The organism is Sinorhizobium alkalisoli, assembly GCF_008932245.1.
GTDB classification, from domain to species: domain Bacteria; phylum Pseudomonadota; class Alphaproteobacteria; order Rhizobiales; family Rhizobiaceae; genus Sinorhizobium; species Sinorhizobium alkalisoli.
In genome coordinates, this window is sequence record NZ_CP034909.1 from 1,221,837 (window position 1) to 1,237,340 (window position 15,504).

Below are 15,504 nucleotides of genomic sequence, written 5' to 3' on the forward strand. Positions count from 1 at the left end.
GCCGCCGCGGTCTCCATCGATGCGCGGAGAGACCATTTATGTCGGCGGGGAATTGCCCTATATATGGCCGATTGACGGTGCAGGAATCTGATCGGAAGGAGCGCGACCATGGTCGCAAAGACCGAACTTCGTCATGCGGAATCGCTAAAGGCGGTCGATCCCATCTGGGATAGCCTGCGCGAAGAGGCGCGCCTGGCCGCAGAGCGCGACCCGATGCTCGCCGCCTTCCTGTATTCGACGGTCGTCAACCAGCATTCGCTGGAAGAAAGCGTGATCTACCGGATTTGCGAGCGGTTGGATCATCCGGACCTGCAGGCAAACCTGCTGCATCAGACCTTTTCGGAGATGCTCGATGACTGGCCCGAATGGGGCACGATCCTGCGCGTCGATATCCAGGCCGTCTATGATCGCGATCCGGCCTGCGCGCGGTTCCTCGAGCCTGTCCTTTATTTCAAGGGTTTCCATGCCCTTCAGACGCATCGTCTCGCGCACTGGCTCTGGAATCGCGGACGGAAGGACTTCGCGCTCTATCTGCAAAGTCGCTCCTCGAGCGTCTTCCAGACGGATATCAATCCGGCCGCTCGCATCGGGCGCGGCATTTTCCTCGATCATGCGACCGGCCTGGTAGTCGGTGAAACGGCCGTTATCGGCGACAACGTCTCGATCCTGCACGGTGTCACGCTTGGCGGTACTGGCAAGGAGGGCAGCGATCGCCATCCGAAGATCGGCAACGGCGTGCTGATCGGCGCGGGCGCGAAGATTCTTGGCAATATTCACATCGGCCATTGCTCGCGCGTGGCCGCGGGTTCGGTCGTGCTGAAGCCGGTGCCACCGAAGACCACGGTTGCAGGCGTCCCGGCAAAGGTTGTCGGCGAGGCGGGCTGCTCGGAACCGTCGCGTCAGATGGACCAGCTGCTCTCGAGTTTCGATATCTGAGACAGGCGGCGGCGACGGCAGGCCCCGCTTTCGTGGCCGCGCCCGCGTCACATGAATACCCTCCTGTTCAGGGGGTTGATGGAGAATCTCACAGTCTCCACAGGCGGCAGGCGCCGGAGTGGGTTTACACCCGGCGCCATCGCATGCGAGAAGCGCCCGAAATCAACCGGCTACGGAGAGTAGATTTGAAGCCCGAAGAGATCCGCAAGCTTGAGGCCTATTTCAAGCGCACCTTTAATCAGTCGATGGTCGTCAAGGCTCGTCCGAGGAAGGACGAATCCGCTGAAGTCTATCTCGGCGACGAATTTCTCGGCGTCGTCTTTCGCGATGAGGAGGACGGCGAACTTTCCTACAATTTCTCGATGGCGATCCTGGACATCGATCTGTAAGGGCGGACCGGGGACCGGCGCGTGTGGCTTTTGCACCCACACGCCCGCATCGTGATGCGAGTGCCGCAAAAATTCCGATTTTCTCTGATACCCGGTGCCCTCAGCCTGATTTTTTCTCCATAAGTCGTACTTTTTGCGTCGCCGTCACAGAATTCTACTGAAAAGGGCGGCGCTTTCACAAAGCTGTTGCAGGATTTGCATGCTATTGCAATGCACAACATAACTTGACTTTTTGTGCATTGCACATAGATTTGTACCGCACTCTGCCCCACGCAAAAAGGAGACGCCCAATGTTTAACTTCGATGACGCGAATAAGAGAAGCAAGGAAGTGATGGATGTGGCCGTCAAGAGCTACTCCGCCCTGACCAAAGGCTTCCAGGCAATCGCGACCGAAGCAACGGATTATTCGAAGAAGTCGTTCGAGGATGGTATCGCCCATCTCGAAAAGCTGTCCAATGCCAAGAGCCTGGAGGCAGCTTTCGAACTTCAGACGAACTATCTGAAGGCGAGCTACGAAGGTTTCGTCACGGAAGCGACGAAGATCAGCGAAATGTATGCCGATCTCGCCAAGGACGCCTACAAGCCCTATGAGGCGCCGGTTGCCAAGGCCACCGCGCAGGTCAAGTCTGCCGCAGCCGCCTGACGACGAAGGCGATCGCCATCTTTCAAAAAAGGCCGGTCGCGGGCTCGCGGTCGGCCTTTCTTCGTCATTGGAGGCGCGGCCAGGCCTCGGGGCTTGAATCCTCCGGATGCGGGAGGCGCTCGACGGTGAGAGAATTTCCCATCAATCTTGTGCTTCGCCATGCGAATATGATTGCAGTGCGTCTGTTCGGCCTTAAAATCCAAGAACGAACCATTAGATAAAGGCAATAAAGCCGTGGCCATGGCCCCTGGATTGCGGCTCTTGAGGGAATGAAACAGAATGATCGCCATGCCGGTCCGGATGCAGCAGGGAAGCGAAGGAGACGGAGGCGGCCCCACTCGCGGCACCTCCGTAATCACGCGCACCAAGCCGAAGACCAAGAAGCCGAGTTTGTACCGCGTCTTGCTTCTGAATGACGATTACACGCCGATGGAGTTCGTCGTTCACATTCTGGAGCGCTTCTTCCAAAAGGACAGGGAAGAGGCAACCCGCATCATGCTCCATGTCCATAATCATGGCGTTGGAGAATGCGGCGTCTTCACCTACGAGGTCGCCGAAACCAAAGTGGCGCAGGTGATGGATTTCGCCAGGCAGCATCAGCATCCGTTGCAATGCGTCATGGAAAAGAAATGAGGATCTAACGTGCCAACATTTTCGCCCAGCCTTGAAAAGGCGCTGCATCAGGCACTGACTTTTGCCAACGAGCGCCATCACGAATATGCGACGCTCGAGCACCTGTTGCTGGCATTGATCGACGATCCCGACGCGGCAGCCGTCATGGGCGCTTGCAACGTAAATCTCGACGCGCTTCGCAAGACCGTGACCGACTATGTCGACAACGAACTGTCGAACCTGGTCACCGGCTATGACGAGGATTCGAAGCCGACCGCCGGCTTTCAGCGCGTCATCCAGCGCGCCGTGATCCATGTGCAGTCCTCCGGCCGCGAGGAAGTGACCGGTGCCAACGTGCTCGTCGCAATCTTCGCCGAGCGCGAGAGCCATGCGGCCTATTTCCTGCAGGAGCAGGAGATGACGCGCTACGATGCGGTCAATTTCATCTCGCACGGCATCGGCAAGCGGCCGGGTAGTTCCGAGTCGCGGCCGGTGCGCGGCGCCGAAGATCAGGAATCCGAACAGAAGGCTTCGCGCGAGAGCGAGGAAGCCGCGCCGAAGAAGCAGCAGGATGCGCTTACCGCCTATTGTGTCAACCTCAATGAAAAGGCGAAATCCGGTAAGATCGATCCGCTTATCGGCCGCAATGCCGAGGTCAACCGCACGATCCAGGTGCTTTGCCGCAGGTCGAAGAACAATCCTCTCTATGTCGGTGATCCCGGCGTCGGCAAGACGGCGATTGCCGAGGGGCTCGCAAAACGCATCGTCGAGAAGCAGGTGCCGGAGGCGCTTCAGGATGCGACGATCTTCGCGCTCGACATGGGAACGCTCCTCGCCGGGACGCGCTACCGCGGCGACTTCGAGGAGCGGCTGAAGCAGGTGGTGAAGGAACTCGAAGAATATGCCGGAGCCGTGCTCTTCATCGACGAGATCCATACGGTCATCGGCGCGGGCGCAACGTCCGGCGGCGCAATGGACGCATCGAACCTCCTGAAGCCGGCGCTCTCCTCCGGCTCGATTCGCTGCATCGGTTCGACGACCTACAAGGAGTATCGCCAGTTCTTCGAGAAGGATCGGGCGCTGGTGCGCCGTTTCCAGAAGATCGATGTCAACGAGCCGACGGTCGCCGACGCGATCGAGATCATGAAGGGACTAAAGCCGTATTTCGAGGGCTATCACAACCTCAAGTACACGAATGACGCGATCCGGGCTGCCGTCGAGCTTTCCGCCCGCTATATCAACGACCGCAAGCTGCCGGACAAGGCGATCGACGTCATCGATGAATCGGGTGCGGCCCAGATGCTCCTTCCCGCCAGCAAGCGGCGCAAGCTGATCACCGAAAAGGAGATCGAAGCGACGATCGCCACGATGGCGCGCATTCCGCCGAAGACGGTGTCCAAGGACGACGAGGCGGTGCTCGCCAATCTCGACAAGGAGCTTAGGTCGGTCGTCTATGGCCAGGATCTGGCGATCGAGGCGCTTGCCTCCTCGATCAAGCTCGCACGCGCCGGCCTGCGCGAGCCGAACAAGCCGATCGGCTGCTACATCTTTTCCGGCCCGACCGGTGTCGGCAAGACGGAGGTGGCCAAGCAACTGGCCGTGTCGCTCGGTGTCGAACTGCTGCGCTTCGACATGTCGGAATACATGGAGCGGCACACGGTTTCCCGCCTGCTCGGCGCTCCTCCCGGCTATGTGGGCTTCGACCAGGGCGGACTTCTGACCGACGGCGTCGACCAGCACCCGCACTGCGTGCTGCTTCTGGACGAGATCGAGAAGGCGCATCCGGACCTCTTCAACATTCTGCTGCAGGTCATGGATCACGGGTCTCTGACTGACCACAACGGCAAGAAGATCGACTTCCGCAACGTCATTCTGATCATGACCACGAATGCTGGTGCCTCCGACATGGCAAGGCCGGCAATCGGCTTTGGATCGACCAAGCGGACAGACGAGGATATCGAGGCGCTGAACCGCCTGTTCACGCCGGAGTTCCGCAACCGTCTCGATGCCGTGATCCCGTTCAACTCGCTGCCGACACCTGTCATCCATCAGGTTGTGCAGAAGTTCGTCATGCAGCTCGAGACGCAACTCGCCGAGCGCAACGTCACCTTTGACCTCGCGCCCGATGCGATCGCCTGGCTGGCGGAGAAAGGATACGACGAGAAGATGGGCGCGCGGCCGCTGGCGCGTGTCATCCAGGAGAACATAAAGAAGCCGCTGGCGGACGAAATCCTGTTCGGCAAGCTCAAGAAGGGCGGCGTCGTCAAGGTGACGATCGGCACGAAGGAGGACGGCAGCCAAGGACTGGTCCTCGACGCAGTGCCGGAGACGGCTCCGATAAAGCCGAAGGCGGAGGTATCGCGGCCGGCAAAGAGCGCCAAGCCGAAGAAGACGGAGGAAAAGGAAACCGTCGCCGCCGAGGCTGGCCCGAAGGCAAAACCGAAGAAAGCGGCAGCCAAGCCCGGTTCTTCGGATGGCGGTCCGCTGAAGGGACGGACGGTTCCGAAGGTTCCGCGCAAGAAGTGACGCGATCGTGATTGTGCCTGACGGTGCCGGTAGGATTACCCGGCACCTTCAACGGTTCTGCTCAATGCGGCAGGGCAGAGGGGGTAAATCGGGGCACCAAACCTCAACCGCAGCTCTAAGTCTACTGTCATTCCCAACTGATCCCCCGGGATATCCATGGAAGATGTTGAAGACGAACGGTCGTCCCTTGCCTGGTTCCTGAAGGGCGCGCGAGGGATTTGCAGCGTTCCGGCCGTGATCCTGATGCTGTCCTTCGTCGGCTTTTGCGCGCTCACGGTCCAGGCGGGCATCCCCCCGGAGCAGGTCGTCTTCATGACCGGTGCCGTCTGGGCTTTGCCGGCGAAGGTCATCCTCGTCAGCTCGGTACTCGGCGGCGCCAGCCTCGCGACGGCGTTCCTTGCCGTCACTCTGTCGTCGGTCCGGCTGATGCCGATGGTTGCGGCGCTCGTTCCCGAACTGCGCGGGCCGAAAACACCGACCTGGGTACTCCTGGTGCTGTCTCATTTTATTGCGATCACCGCCTGGGTCTTCGCGATGGAGCGAATCCATGAGGTGCCGCGCAACCGCCGTGTCACGTTTTTCGCGGGTTTCGGCATCACGCTGGTTGCCGCCAATATGGTCCTGGTCGGGGTCGTCTATCATCTCGTCGCGGAATTCCCGCCGATCGTCGCCGGCTGCCTGTTCTTCCTGACGCCCGTCTATTTCCTTGCCTCGATCTGGCATTCGGCGCGCCACCCCGTCGTCTACGTGGCGCTTGCCGCCGGTCTCGTCGCCGGGCCGCTGTTCTACTGGATCGCTCCGGAGTTCGATATCCTGCTTGCCGGCGTCGGCGGCGGAACGGTCGCCTGGGCCGGCGAACGCCTGTGGCGCTTGCGGCGGGAGGCGGGCGCGTGAACTGGCTGGAGGGGTGGTGGGCCTATGCCTTCATCGCGATTGCCGGCTGGCTCGCCACGGATATCTGGCGATGGCTGGGCGTGATTGCCGGCAAGCAGCTCCGCGACGATTCCGAGGCGTTGAACTGGGTGAGGGCGGTGGCGACCGCGCTGGTCGCGGCCGTGATCGCGAAGCTGATCCTCTTTCCGACCGGGGTGCTTGCGCAATCGCCGCTGTGGCTGCGGCTGAGCGCCGTCTTTCTCGGCGCCCTTGCGTTTTTTCTCGCCCGCCAAAAGCCGATCGCCGGCATCGCGACGGCGATCGCGGTTCTCGCCGCCGGACTCTGGTGGCTGGGATTCTGACCCTACAGCGCCTGCCGGATCTTCTCCGCATTTGCGGCCAGCACGTCGCCGTCTACCATCTGTCCGGAATGCGGTTTCAGCGGAACGCCCGCCCTGCGGGGAATGACATGGAAATGCAGGTGGAAAACCGACTGGCCGGCCGGGGCCTCATTGAACTGCATGACGGTGACGCCATCCGCGTCGAAGGCCTGCTTCGCCGCGATGGCGACCTTCTGAACCGTCGCGATCAAGGCGGGTAGGCTGGCTGTGTCCGCGTCGAGAAGGTTGCGGGACGGGGCCTTGGGCAATACCAGCACATGCCCTTCCGCCTGCGGCATGACGTCCATGAACGCCACCGTCGCATCGTCTTCATAGACCCGATGGGAGGGGATCTCGCCGCGCAGGATCTTGGCAAAGATATTGCTGGTGTCATAACCGCTCATGTCACGTCCTCTTGTTGGTGCGCGGCGGATATTTCGGCGCCGCTCGTCGTCTCATTGTTGATCGCCTTTGCGGAAGGGACCGTGTTCCGCAAGGAATTCGCCAGTCTCTTCCACATCGCGGCGTTCCCGTTCAAGGTAGTCCGCGACCGCCCGCGCCAGTCCGGGATGGGTGATGAAGTGGGCCGAATGGGTCGTCACCGGCATATAGCCGCGCGCCAGCTTGTGCTCGCCCTGCGCTCCGGCCTCTACCCGCTGCAGGCCCCGGGCGATCGCAAAGTCGATCGCCTGGTGATAGCAGACCTCGAAATGCAGGAAGGGGTGATGCTCGATGCAGCCCCAGTGTCGTCCGTATAGCGCCTCGCCGCCGATGAAGTTGATTGCGCCGGCGATGTACCGGCCGGCGCGCTTGGCCATGACCAGCAGGATGTCGTCGGCCATCCGTTCGCCGATCAGGGAATAGAAGTCGCGCGTCAGATAGGGACGTCCCCATTTGCGCCCGCCCGTGTCCATGTAGAAGGCGAAGAACTGGTCCCATATGGCTTCGGTCAGGTCGCTGCCGGTAAGCCAATCGATCGTGATTCCATGTTCGACGGCAGTGCGGCGCTCCTTCTTCAGCGCCTTGCGCTTTCGCGACGCCAGGGTCGCGAGAAAGTCGTCATGCGAGCTATAGCCCGCATTCATGAAATGAAACTGCTGGTCCGTCCGGTGCAGGAAACCGGCCCGCTCGAAGGCCGGCATCTCCTCGGCAGGAACGAAGGCCACATGGGCGGAGGAGACGCCGTGTCGGCGCGTGAGTTCCTTGAGGCCCGCGGCCAGCGCCTCCCGCACCGGCCGGGGATCGGTGCCGTCGGCCGCCAGCAGGCGCGGTCCCGTGACCGGCGTGAAAGGCACCGAACACTGCAATTTCGGATAATAGCGCCCCCCCGCCTGTTCGAAGGCATTCGCCCAGCCATGGTCGAAGACATATTCGCCCTGGCTATGGTTCTTCATGTAGCAGACGAGGCCACCGGTGATGGATCCGCCCGCATTCTCGATCAGCAGATGTTGCCCCAGCCAGCCCGTCTGCGCCGTCGCCGAGCCGGATTGCTCCAGCGCCGACAGATAGGCATGCGAGATAAACGGGTTATAGGGCGTGCCAGCATGCGCTTTCGACGCCCCGGCAAGCCGATCCCACTTCGCCGGCGGAATCGCGGTGAACGAATGCTCGATGCGGATGGTGATCGCGTCTGACATGACCTTAGGAAACCATGGTCTCCCGTGGATCGAAACCCTCGAATGTCATTTGATCGGCATGGGCGAAGGTATGCTCCTGCGCCCGCCGGTCGCGCACGGTCCAGGTGATGACCGTGCAGCCGAGGGTACGCTCCTTGGTGATGAACGGGTTCGGCAGGTCGCCGTAGAAATAGGAAATGAAATCCAGGCCGAACTGCATCGCTTCTTCGTGCACGAAGAAGGTTTCCGGTCTGGAGCCTTCGGCGGTCAGGCCGAGCGGATAGGGGGCGTCGAGCGCCCTCAGGTCCTTGAGCAGCCAATGGTCGAAGCTCATCAGCGCCACGGGCCCCTTGTATCCCTCAAGCGTGTCGAGCACGGCTGCCGCAAAGCCCTCGTCGTCGCCCTTCCGGCCCTTGAGTTCGAGGACGAGCGGTACGCGCCCGGCTACGAGCCGGAGGAGTTGCGACAATGTCGGCACCTTGTCCGCGGTGCCTCCGACGGAGAGGAGGGCGAGTTCTCCGGCCGTTTTCGCCCGGATATCCCCCTTCAGCCCGCAGAGACGCCGCAGGTCGTCATCATGGAAAACGACCGGGATGCTATCGGCTGTATATTGCAGGTCGCACTCGATCGCGAAGCCCGCCTCGACGGCGCGGGCGAAGGCCGAAAGCGTGTTCTCCCAGACCTCGCGGTTCATGTCGTGATAGCCGCGATGCGCGATCGGCTGCGTCTTGAGAAAGGACGTGTCCTTCATGGTGGCGCCCCGATCAGGCGATCTCGAGGATGGCATCGATCTCGACCGCCGCATTGAAGGGCAGGGAGGCCATGCCGACCGCGGCGCGCGCGTGCTTGCCGGCTTCGCCGAGCACATTCGCCAGGAGATTCGAGGCGCCGTTGATGACGAGATGTTGTTCGGTGAACTCCGGTGTTGAGGCGACGAAGCCGTTGATTTTGACGAGGCGCCGAATGCGCCCGAGATCGCCGCCGAGCGCGGCCTTTGCCTGCGCCAGGATGTTGATCGCGCAGAGCTCAGCCGCCCGCTGCGCCGCCGCGACATCGACATCCTTGCCCACATGACCCGTGACCGCGACCTTGCCGGCTTCCATGGGCAATTGCCCGGAAATATAGAGCGTCGAGCCGGTGACGACGAATGGAACGTAGTTCGCGACAGGCGCGACCGCCTGCGGAAGCACGATACCGAGTTCGTTGAGGCGCGTTTCGATCTCTGCGGACATAGAGGGCTCCGTTGTTGTCTTTTGTGATAAAATCCGTCATGCAGGCAGGGTGGGCTCGATCCAGGTGGCGTCGCCTTGTTTCTGCCGAACGTTTGTTTAACGCATCGCCGCCGAGTCCAACAGGAGGAAACGGATGTTTCGTAAAGGCCTCGGCCTGGTCGCTCTCTCGGGCGCCTGGCTCGCTGCGGCGGCCGCGGCCGGCGTGGCCAATGCCAGTACGCTCGCACCTCACCGCGCCGTCTACGACCTTGAGCTGAAGGACGCATCCGAACGTTCCGGCATCAGCGGAATGTACGGGCGCATGGTCTACGAGTTCAACGGTTCCGCCTGCGAAGGGTACACGGTCAGCTTCCGCTTCGTGACCCAGGTGGACACGGGCGAAGAAGTTCGCATGACCGACCAGCAGACGACCACCTTCGAGGATATGAGAACCGGCAGCTTCCGATTTCTGACGCGTTCCTTTACCGACGAGAAGCTGGACAAGGAAGTGCGCGGAAGTGCGCATGAGGAGACGTCCGGCGTCAAGGTGGAACTGACCGTACCCGATAGGCGCGAAGTGGCGCTGGCCGCAAGTCGATTTCCGACCGAGCACATGCTGGAGGTCATCGAGCGGGCCAAGAGGGGCGAGACCTTCTTCGAGGCGCGCATCTTCGATGGCTCCGATTCGGGTGACAAGACGCTGATCACTTCCACCTTCGTGGGCAAGGCCCGCAAGCCGGAGCCGAACGACGTGGACGCCGGCAGAGCCGGCGAGCTCGCAGGCGAAAGTTACTGGCCGGTGACGATCTCCTACTTCAACGATGAAGCGACGGGCGATGCCGTGCCCATCTACCGCATGTCCTTCAAGCTCTACGAGAATGGCGTCACCCGCGATTTGACGATGGACTACGGAGACTTCGTCCTGGCCGGCAGGCTTGCCGACCTCGAAGTCTTCAAGGCGGAAGAGTGCAAATAAAGCAGGCCACCGCAAAAGCAGATAATGCGAGGCGCTGCAGGGCAAATCGGACTTCCTGTCTTGATTTATCGGATGGTAGCGGCTAAGGGGCTGTCCATTCCACACGTGAGGCATGGGATTGTCCGGGAGAAATCCGGATCGTTCCGCCGGTGGGCGCAGTAAGATGCGTTCGACGCCTTGCGGAGGTTCAACCGGAAAAGGAGAATAAGGGCATGGCATTGCCTGATTTTAGCATGCGCCAGCTTCTCGAAGCAGGCGTTCACTTCGGTCACCAGACGCATCGCTGGAACCCGAAGATGAAGCCGTACATCTTCGGCGACCGCAACAACGTTCACATCATCGACCTCGCTCAGACCGTACCGATGCTGTCGCGCGCCCTCCAGGTCGTCAGCGACACCGTCGCCAGCGGCGGCCGCGTGCTCTTCGTTGGCACCAAGCGCCAGGCTTCGGAAATCATCGCTGACGCTGCAAAGCGCTCCGCCCAGTACTACGTCAACGCGCGCTGGCTCGGCGGCATGATGACCAACTGGAAGACGATCTCCAACTCGATCCAGCGCCTGCGTAAGCTCGACGAGATTCTCGCTTCCGAAGCTTCCGGCTTCACGAAGAAGGAGCGCCTGAACCTCGAGCGCGAGCGCGAAAAGCTGAACCGTGCGCTCGGTGGTATCCGCGACATGGGCGGCACGCCGGACCTGATGTTCATCATCGACACCAACAAGGAATCGATCGCCATCGAAGAAGCCAAGCGCCTTGGCATTCCAGTGGTTGCCATCATCGACTCCAATTGCGATCCGGACCAGATCGACTATCCGATCCCCGGCAATGACGACGCTTCGCGTGCGATCGCCCTTTACTGCGATCTCGTTGCCCGCGCGGCGATCGACGGCATTGCGCGTCAGCAGGGCGCTGCCGGCCGCGATCTCGGCGCCTCCGAAGAGGTTCCGGTCGAGCCGGCTCTCGACGAATCGTCCGAAGCCTGATCGGGAGGCCGGCAGCTATTGCTGCCGCACCCCTTGAATTGTTCGGACGAGGCCGTTTCTGATGGAAATCTGAACGGCCTCGTTCTTTTCAGCCGGGAATGGCGCGGCTTGATTCGAAAAAGTTTCCCGCACCGCACCATGATGGCGACGTCATCACGGTGTCACATCGACAGGCCATTCCCTGCCAAACCTTCTGGCACGGCGCCACTTTGCGGTTGGCGCGCCAGCGAAACAGATGAAGAGGCATGAAGATGACTGTTACTGCCGCGATGGTGAAGGATCTGCGCGAGAAGACCGGCGCAGGCATGATGGATTGCAAGAAGGCGCTTGCTGAAACCAACGGCGACATGGAAGCCGCAGTCGACTGGCTGCGCGCCAGGGGCATCGCGAAGGCCGACAAGAAGTCCGGCCGCACCGCTGCCGAAGGTCTCGTGGGCATCGCCAGCGCCGGCAACAAGGCCGTTGTCGTCGAAATCAATTCCGAGACCGACTTCGTCGCTCGCAACGACGCCTTTCAGGACCTCGTCCGCGGCGTCGCCAGCGTCGCGCTCGGTACGGACGGCAGCGTTGAGGCCGTTGCCAACGCGACCTATCCGGCCACCGGCAAGTCTGTGGAAGAAACCATCAAGGACGCGATTGCGACGATCGGCGAGAACATGACGCTGCGTCGTTCCGCCCTGCTCGCTGTCGAGGATGGCGTTGTCGCGACCTACATCCATAATGCCGCCGGCGATGGTATCGGCAAGCTTGGGGTTCTGGTCGCGCTGAAGTCCACGGGCGACAAGGAAGCGCTGAACGCCATTGGCCGCCAGGTCGCCATGCACGTCGCGGCGACCAACCCGCTTGCCGTGCGCCCGAGCGAGATCGATCCGGCGGTTGCCGAACGTGAGCGCAACGTCTTCATCGAGCAGTCGCGCGCTTCGGGCAAGCCGGACAACATCATCGAGAAGATGGTGGAGGGTCGCATGCGCAAGTTCTTCGAGGAAGTCGCGCTTCTCTCGCAGGCTTTCGTGATGAACCCCGACCAGACCGTTGAAGCAGCCCTCAAGGAGGCCGAAAAGAGCGTCGGCGCGCCGATCGAGGTAACGGGCATCGCTCGCCTGCTGCTCGGCGAAGGCGTGCAGAAAGAAGAGTCCGACTTCGCAGCCGAAGTGGCGGCCGCCGCCAAGGGTTGATTTCTTCTTCCCGAATGGGAAAAGCTCAGGGCATCGCGTGACAACGCGGTGCCCTTCGTGTATCCGGCATTCGTCATTGCGTCGGGCCCGCTGGAATGCACATGGAGGCGGTCGATACCACGCAATCGGGTTTTTCCTTGTTGCCGCCGTGCGTGCCTTTCGCGCATGCGTGCCGATCTGTTCAGGAGTGATGATGTCGGCCAAGCCAATCTACAAGCGCGTTCTTCTCAAAGCCTCGGGCGAAGCCTTGATGGGGAGCCAGGGCTTCGGCATCGATGTGACGGTTGCCGATCGGATCGCATCCGACATCGCCGAGGCTCGGGCCATGGGCGTGGAAGTCGGCGTCGTTGTCGGCGGGGGCAACATCTTCCGTGGCGTGGCGGTCGCCTCCAAAGGCGGCGACCGGGTGACGGGCGATCACATGGGCATGCTGGCGACGGTCATCAATGCGCTTGCTCTTGCAACATCGCTGCGCAAACTCGACATCGATACGGTGGTGCTGTCGGCAATCGCGATGCCGGAGATTTGTGAAAGCTTCTCGCAGCGCGCGACGCTTTATCATCTTTCTCTGGGTCGTGTGGTGATCTTTGCCGGCGGTACCGGCAATCCGTTCTTCACGACCGATTCCGCAGCCGCGCTTCGCGCCGCGGAAATGGGAGCGGAGGCGATCTTCAAGGGAACGCAGGTGGACGGGATCTATTCCGCCGACCCGAAGAAAGTTCCTTCTGCCACCCGCTTCGATCGGCTGACCCATAGTGAGGTCCTCGAAAAGGGATTGGCCGTGATGGACGTTGCGGCGGTGGCGCTCGCGCGGGAAAATGCCATTCCGATCGTCGTTTTCTCGATCCACGAGAAAGGCGGGTTCGCGGAGATATTGACCGGTGGCGGTCGCGCCACCATCGTGACGGATAACTGATAATCTGCGGAGGCCCGGTGGGCCGCCTAACAGAACGGGAGCTAGTATCATGAGTGAAGGTGTGGATCTGAAGGAACTGAAGCGCCGGATGGACGGGGCGATTGCCGCGTTCAAGCACGACATCGCCTCGCTTCGTACCGGCCGCGCATCGGCAAACGTTCTCGATCCGGTGACCGTCGAGGCCTACGGATCGCGCATGCCGCTGAACCAGGTCGCCAACGTCACGGTTCCGGAAGCGCGCATGCTGTCGGTTTCGGTCTGGGACAAATCCATGGTCGGTGCAGTCGAGCGGGCGATCAGGGAGGCAAATCTCGGCCTCAATCCGATCGTGGACGGGCAGAATCTGCGCATTCCGCTGCCGGAGCTGAATGAGGAGCGTCGCAAGTCGCTCGTCAAGGTCGCACATGACTATGCCGAGAAAAGCAAGGTAGCGGTGCGCCATGTCCGCCGCGACGGTATGGATGACCTGAAAAAAGCCGAAAAGGATGGCGAGATCGGCCAGGATGAGAGCCGCGCCCAGTCGGAACGCGTGCAAAAGATGACCGATGAAATGATCTCCGAGATCGACCGCTTGCTCGCGGACAAGGAAAAGGAAATCATGCAGGTCTGACCCGTGGAATTGTGAGTCTCTATTTTCGGACAGCCCATGCCAGATATCACCTTCACAAACGCGCCGGCTCACGTCGCCATCATCATGGACGGCAACGGTCGCTGGGCGAACGCGCGTGGACTGCCCCGCACGATGGGGCACCGCAAGGGGGTCGAGGCGGTCCGCGGCGCGGTGAGGACGGCTGCGGAACTGGGTATCCGTTATCTGACCCTGTTTGCATTTTCATCGGAGAACTGGAGCCGGCCCGAGGATGAGGTCAGCGATCTCATGGGCCTGCTCAAGTCTTTCGTGCGAAGAGATCTGGCGGACCTGCACCGCGAGAACGTCCGCATCCGCGTTATCGGCGACCGCACGAACCTGAGCGGCGACATCCTGCCGCTCTTGCTCGAGGCGGAAGAGACCACGATCGCCAATACGGGGATCACGCTGGTGATCGCCTTCAATTACGGGGCGCGGGACGAACTGGCGAGGGCGATGCGCCGGCTGGCCGAAGAGGTGGCCGACGGGCGTCTTACGCCAAGCGACATCACGGCAGAGCGGATCGCAGAAACGATCGACACGGCAGGCATACCCGACCCCGATCTCATCCTGCGGACGAGTGGAGAGGAGCGCCTGTCAAATTTTCTGCTTTGGCAGGGAGCCTACTCCGAATTGCTGTTCATTCCAGAACTGTGGCCGGATTTCACGCGTGAGACTTTCATCGCGGCGATCGAGAAATATTCCGGCCGTGAACGCCGCTTTGGCGGGCTGCCGCAACCGACTTTGGCGGTCGGCTCCTGATGCCGAGCGAACTGAAGCTTCGAATCGCCTCCGCGGTCGTGCTCGCCGCCGTCGCTCTGGGCGCCACCTGGGCCGGAGGCTTCGCATTCCAGCTTCTGGCCGTCGCGATCGGCCTTTTGGTCTATTACGAGTGGTCGACGATCACGAGGCTCGTCGATCGGGATTTCCGGGGCAACGCCTTCGGCTGGCTCACGCAGGCGGTCGTCGCTGTTCTGGTGCTTTTCGACCACATGCCGTTGACCCTGCCTGTGCTTGCGGGCTCGATCGCGGTTGCGGCGCTATGGGTGTCTTTCAGGAAGGCGAGTTGGTGGCTGCCTGGCGGTATCGCCTATGCCGGCCTGGCAAGCATTTCTCTGGCGGCCATTCGCGGGGTGGATTATCTCGGCCTCATCGCGATGCTTTTCGTCTTCGCCGTCGTTTGGGGGACCGATATTTTCGCGTATTTTGTCGGTCGGGCGATCGGGGGTCCGAAGCTGGCCCCGGCGATTTCGCCCGGCAAGACCTGGTCGGGGGCCATCGGCGGTACGATCTGCGGCGTTCTTTCGGGCGTCGCCATCTTCATGGCGCATTTTTCGCTGCAGGACCTTCGTATCGTGGCCATCGCCCTCACGCTTTCGATCGCCAGCCAGATCGGCGACTTGTTCGAATCCTTCATAAAGCGACGCTTCGGCGTGAAGGACTCGAGTCGCCTGATACCGGGGCATGGCGGCGTCATGGATCGGGTCGATGGACTGATTTTCGCCTGCGGTGCGGCATTGCTTCTTGTGTTGGGCCAGCTTCTGTTGAGTGGCGGCCGGGAATCCGCCTTCGGTTCCGTGCTGCTGGGCCTTTAGGCTGGTTGCGACGGTGGGCGGCGTTCAGAACCGGAGGTGCAGGGGAG

Annotated in this window: 18 protein-coding genes; 14 read left to right on the forward strand and 4 right to left on the reverse strand. The window is 61.5% G+C overall.

Going from position 1 to position 15,504, the window contains the following annotated elements:
- Nucleotides 1-108: 108 nt before the first annotated feature.
- The 7 genes from cysE to EKH55_RS06105 all read left to right on the forward strand — a co-directional run bounded on the left by cysE (nt 109) and on the right by EKH55_RS06105 (nt 6,342).
- Nucleotides 109-936, forward strand: a complete 828-nt coding sequence (gene cysE, locus EKH55_RS06075) for a serine O-acetyltransferase (protein WP_069457832.1) — start codon at nt 109-111, stop codon at nt 934-936.
- Between the two features lie 185 nt (nt 937-1,121).
- Nucleotides 1,122-1,325 (forward strand): DUF3126 family protein, encoded by a 204-nt coding sequence (locus EKH55_RS06080; protein ID WP_069457831.1) that lies wholly within the window; start codon nt 1,122-1,124, stop codon nt 1,323-1,325.
- A gap of 290 nt (nt 1,326-1,615) precedes the next feature.
- Nucleotides 1,616-1,969, forward strand: a complete 354-nt coding sequence (locus tag EKH55_RS06085; RefSeq protein ID WP_069457830.1) for a phasin family protein — start codon at nt 1,616-1,618, stop codon at nt 1,967-1,969.
- 279 nt (nt 1,970-2,248) lie between these two features.
- Nucleotides 2,249-2,602 (forward strand): ATP-dependent Clp protease adapter ClpS, encoded by a 354-nt coding sequence (gene clpS / locus EKH55_RS06090; RefSeq protein WP_069457829.1) that lies wholly within the window; start codon nt 2,249-2,251, stop codon nt 2,600-2,602.
- A 9-nt stretch (nt 2,603-2,611) separates the two neighbouring features.
- On the forward strand, nt 2,612-5,107 hold the full coding sequence (gene clpA, locus EKH55_RS06095; protein WP_069457828.1) for an ATP-dependent Clp protease ATP-binding subunit ClpA: 2,496 nt from the start codon (nt 2,612-2,614) through the stop codon (nt 5,105-5,107).
- Between the two features lie 156 nt (nt 5,108-5,263).
- Entirely contained in the window at nt 5,264-6,001 is a 738-nt protein-coding gene (locus EKH55_RS06100; protein WP_069457827.1) for an AzlC family ABC transporter permease, read from the forward strand.
- Complete coding sequence (locus EKH55_RS06105) at nt 5,971-6,342, forward strand: AzlD domain-containing protein (RefSeq protein WP_069457826.1); 372 nt, start codon at nt 5,971-5,973, stop codon at nt 6,340-6,342. The genes EKH55_RS06100 and EKH55_RS06105 overlap by 31 nt, the downstream gene beginning before the upstream one ends.
- 2 nt (nt 6,343-6,344) lie before the next feature.
- On the opposite strand, the gene EKH55_RS06110 is transcribed toward EKH55_RS06105, so the two are convergent.
- The 4 genes from EKH55_RS06110 to EKH55_RS06125 are packed head-to-tail and all read right to left on the reverse strand — an operon-like array spanning nt 6,345 to nt 9,208.
- The gene (locus EKH55_RS06110; RefSeq protein ID WP_069457825.1) at nt 6,345-6,764 is read right to left on the reverse strand and encodes an HIT family protein; all 420 of its coding nucleotides are present in this window, start codon (nt 6,762-6,764) and stop codon (nt 6,345-6,347) included.
- A 51-nt stretch (nt 6,765-6,815) separates the two neighbouring features.
- A complete protein-coding gene (locus EKH55_RS06115) occupies nt 6,816-7,997 on the reverse strand; it encodes a GNAT family N-acetyltransferase (protein ID WP_069457824.1) in 1,182 nt (393 codons plus the stop codon).
- Between the two features lie 4 nt (nt 7,998-8,001).
- A complete protein-coding gene (locus EKH55_RS06120) occupies nt 8,002-8,727 on the reverse strand; it encodes a glycerophosphodiester phosphodiesterase (RefSeq protein WP_069457823.1) in 726 nt (241 codons plus the stop codon).
- A gap of 13 nt (nt 8,728-8,740) precedes the next feature.
- Nucleotides 8,741-9,208 (reverse strand): RidA family protein, encoded by a 468-nt coding sequence (locus EKH55_RS06125; protein WP_069457822.1) that lies wholly within the window; start codon nt 9,206-9,208, stop codon nt 8,741-8,743.
- A gap of 133 nt (nt 9,209-9,341) precedes the next feature.
- On the opposite strand from EKH55_RS06125, the gene EKH55_RS06130 reads away from it, so the two are divergent.
- From EKH55_RS06130 to EKH55_RS06160, 7 genes are all read left to right on the forward strand, one after another.
- Nucleotides 9,342-10,163, forward strand: coding sequence for a cell envelope integrity EipB family protein (locus EKH55_RS06130; protein WP_069457821.1), 822 nt, complete (start codon nt 9,342-9,344; stop codon nt 10,161-10,163).
- A 212-nt stretch (nt 10,164-10,375) separates the two neighbouring features.
- Complete coding sequence (gene rpsB, locus EKH55_RS06135; protein ID WP_069457820.1) at nt 10,376-11,143, forward strand: 30S ribosomal protein S2; 768 nt, start codon at nt 10,376-10,378, stop codon at nt 11,141-11,143.
- A gap of 251 nt (nt 11,144-11,394) precedes the next feature.
- Nucleotides 11,395-12,318 (forward strand): translation elongation factor Ts, encoded by a 924-nt coding sequence (gene tsf, locus EKH55_RS06140; protein WP_069457942.1) that lies wholly within the window; start codon nt 11,395-11,397, stop codon nt 12,316-12,318.
- Between the two features lie 193 nt (nt 12,319-12,511).
- On the forward strand, nt 12,512-13,234 hold the full coding sequence (gene pyrH, locus EKH55_RS06145) for a UMP kinase (RefSeq protein ID WP_069457819.1): 723 nt from the start codon (nt 12,512-12,514) through the stop codon (nt 13,232-13,234).
- A 49-nt stretch (nt 13,235-13,283) separates the two neighbouring features.
- Nucleotides 13,284-13,844, forward strand: coding sequence for a ribosome recycling factor (gene frr, locus EKH55_RS06150; protein ID WP_069457818.1), 561 nt, complete (start codon nt 13,284-13,286; stop codon nt 13,842-13,844).
- Nucleotides 13,845-13,880: 36 nt separating this feature from the next.
- Nucleotides 13,881-14,624, forward strand: coding sequence for an isoprenyl transferase (locus EKH55_RS06155; protein ID WP_069457817.1), 744 nt, complete (start codon nt 13,881-13,883; stop codon nt 14,622-14,624).
- Nucleotides 14,624-15,457, forward strand: a complete 834-nt coding sequence (locus EKH55_RS06160) for a phosphatidate cytidylyltransferase (RefSeq protein ID WP_151611171.1) — start codon at nt 14,624-14,626, stop codon at nt 15,455-15,457. Before EKH55_RS06155 ends, EKH55_RS06160 begins: the two co-directional genes overlap by 1 nt.
- Nucleotides 15,458-15,504: the final 47 nt, after the last annotated feature.

Excerpts from the sequence above, each read along its gene's own strand:
- EKH55_RS06115 (WP_069457824.1), bottom strand. The coding sequence starts at position 7,997 with ATGTCAGACGCGATCACCATCCGCATCGAGCATTCGTTCACCGCGATT.
- EKH55_RS06125 (WP_069457822.1), bottom strand. The coding sequence starts at position 9,208 with ATGTCCGCAGAGATCGAAACGCGCCTCAACGAACTCGGTATCGTGCTT.
- tsf (WP_069457942.1), top strand. The coding sequence starts at position 11,395 with ATGACTGTTACTGCCGCGATGGTGAAGGATCTGCGCGAGAAGACCGGC.
- EKH55_RS06085 (WP_069457830.1), top strand. The coding sequence starts at position 1,616 with ATGTTTAACTTCGATGACGCGAATAAGAGAAGCAAGGAAGTGATGGAT.
- EKH55_RS06120 (WP_069457823.1), bottom strand. The coding sequence starts at position 8,727 with ATGAAGGACACGTCCTTTCTCAAGACGCAGCCGATCGCGCATCGCGGC.
- pyrH (WP_069457819.1), top strand. The coding sequence starts at position 12,512 with ATGTCGGCCAAGCCAATCTACAAGCGCGTTCTTCTCAAAGCCTCGGGC.
- EKH55_RS06100 (WP_069457827.1), top strand. The coding sequence starts at position 5,264 with ATGGAAGATGTTGAAGACGAACGGTCGTCCCTTGCCTGGTTCCTGAAG.
- EKH55_RS06110 (WP_069457825.1), bottom strand. The coding sequence starts at position 6,764 with ATGAGCGGTTATGACACCAGCAATATCTTTGCCAAGATCCTGCGCGGC.
- EKH55_RS06130 (WP_069457821.1), top strand. The coding sequence starts at position 9,342 with ATGTTTCGTAAAGGCCTCGGCCTGGTCGCTCTCTCGGGCGCCTGGCTC.
- EKH55_RS06160 (WP_151611171.1), top strand. The coding sequence starts at position 14,624 with ATGCCGAGCGAACTGAAGCTTCGAATCGCCTCCGCGGTCGTGCTCGCC.
- clpS (WP_069457829.1), top strand. The coding sequence starts at position 2,249 with ATGATCGCCATGCCGGTCCGGATGCAGCAGGGAAGCGAAGGAGACGGA.
- frr (WP_069457818.1), top strand. The coding sequence starts at position 13,284 with ATGAGTGAAGGTGTGGATCTGAAGGAACTGAAGCGCCGGATGGACGGG.
- EKH55_RS06155 (WP_069457817.1), top strand. The coding sequence starts at position 13,881 with ATGCCAGATATCACCTTCACAAACGCGCCGGCTCACGTCGCCATCATC.
- cysE (WP_069457832.1), top strand. The coding sequence starts at position 109 with ATGGTCGCAAAGACCGAACTTCGTCATGCGGAATCGCTAAAGGCGGTC.
- rpsB (WP_069457820.1), top strand. The coding sequence starts at position 10,376 with ATGGCATTGCCTGATTTTAGCATGCGCCAGCTTCTCGAAGCAGGCGTT.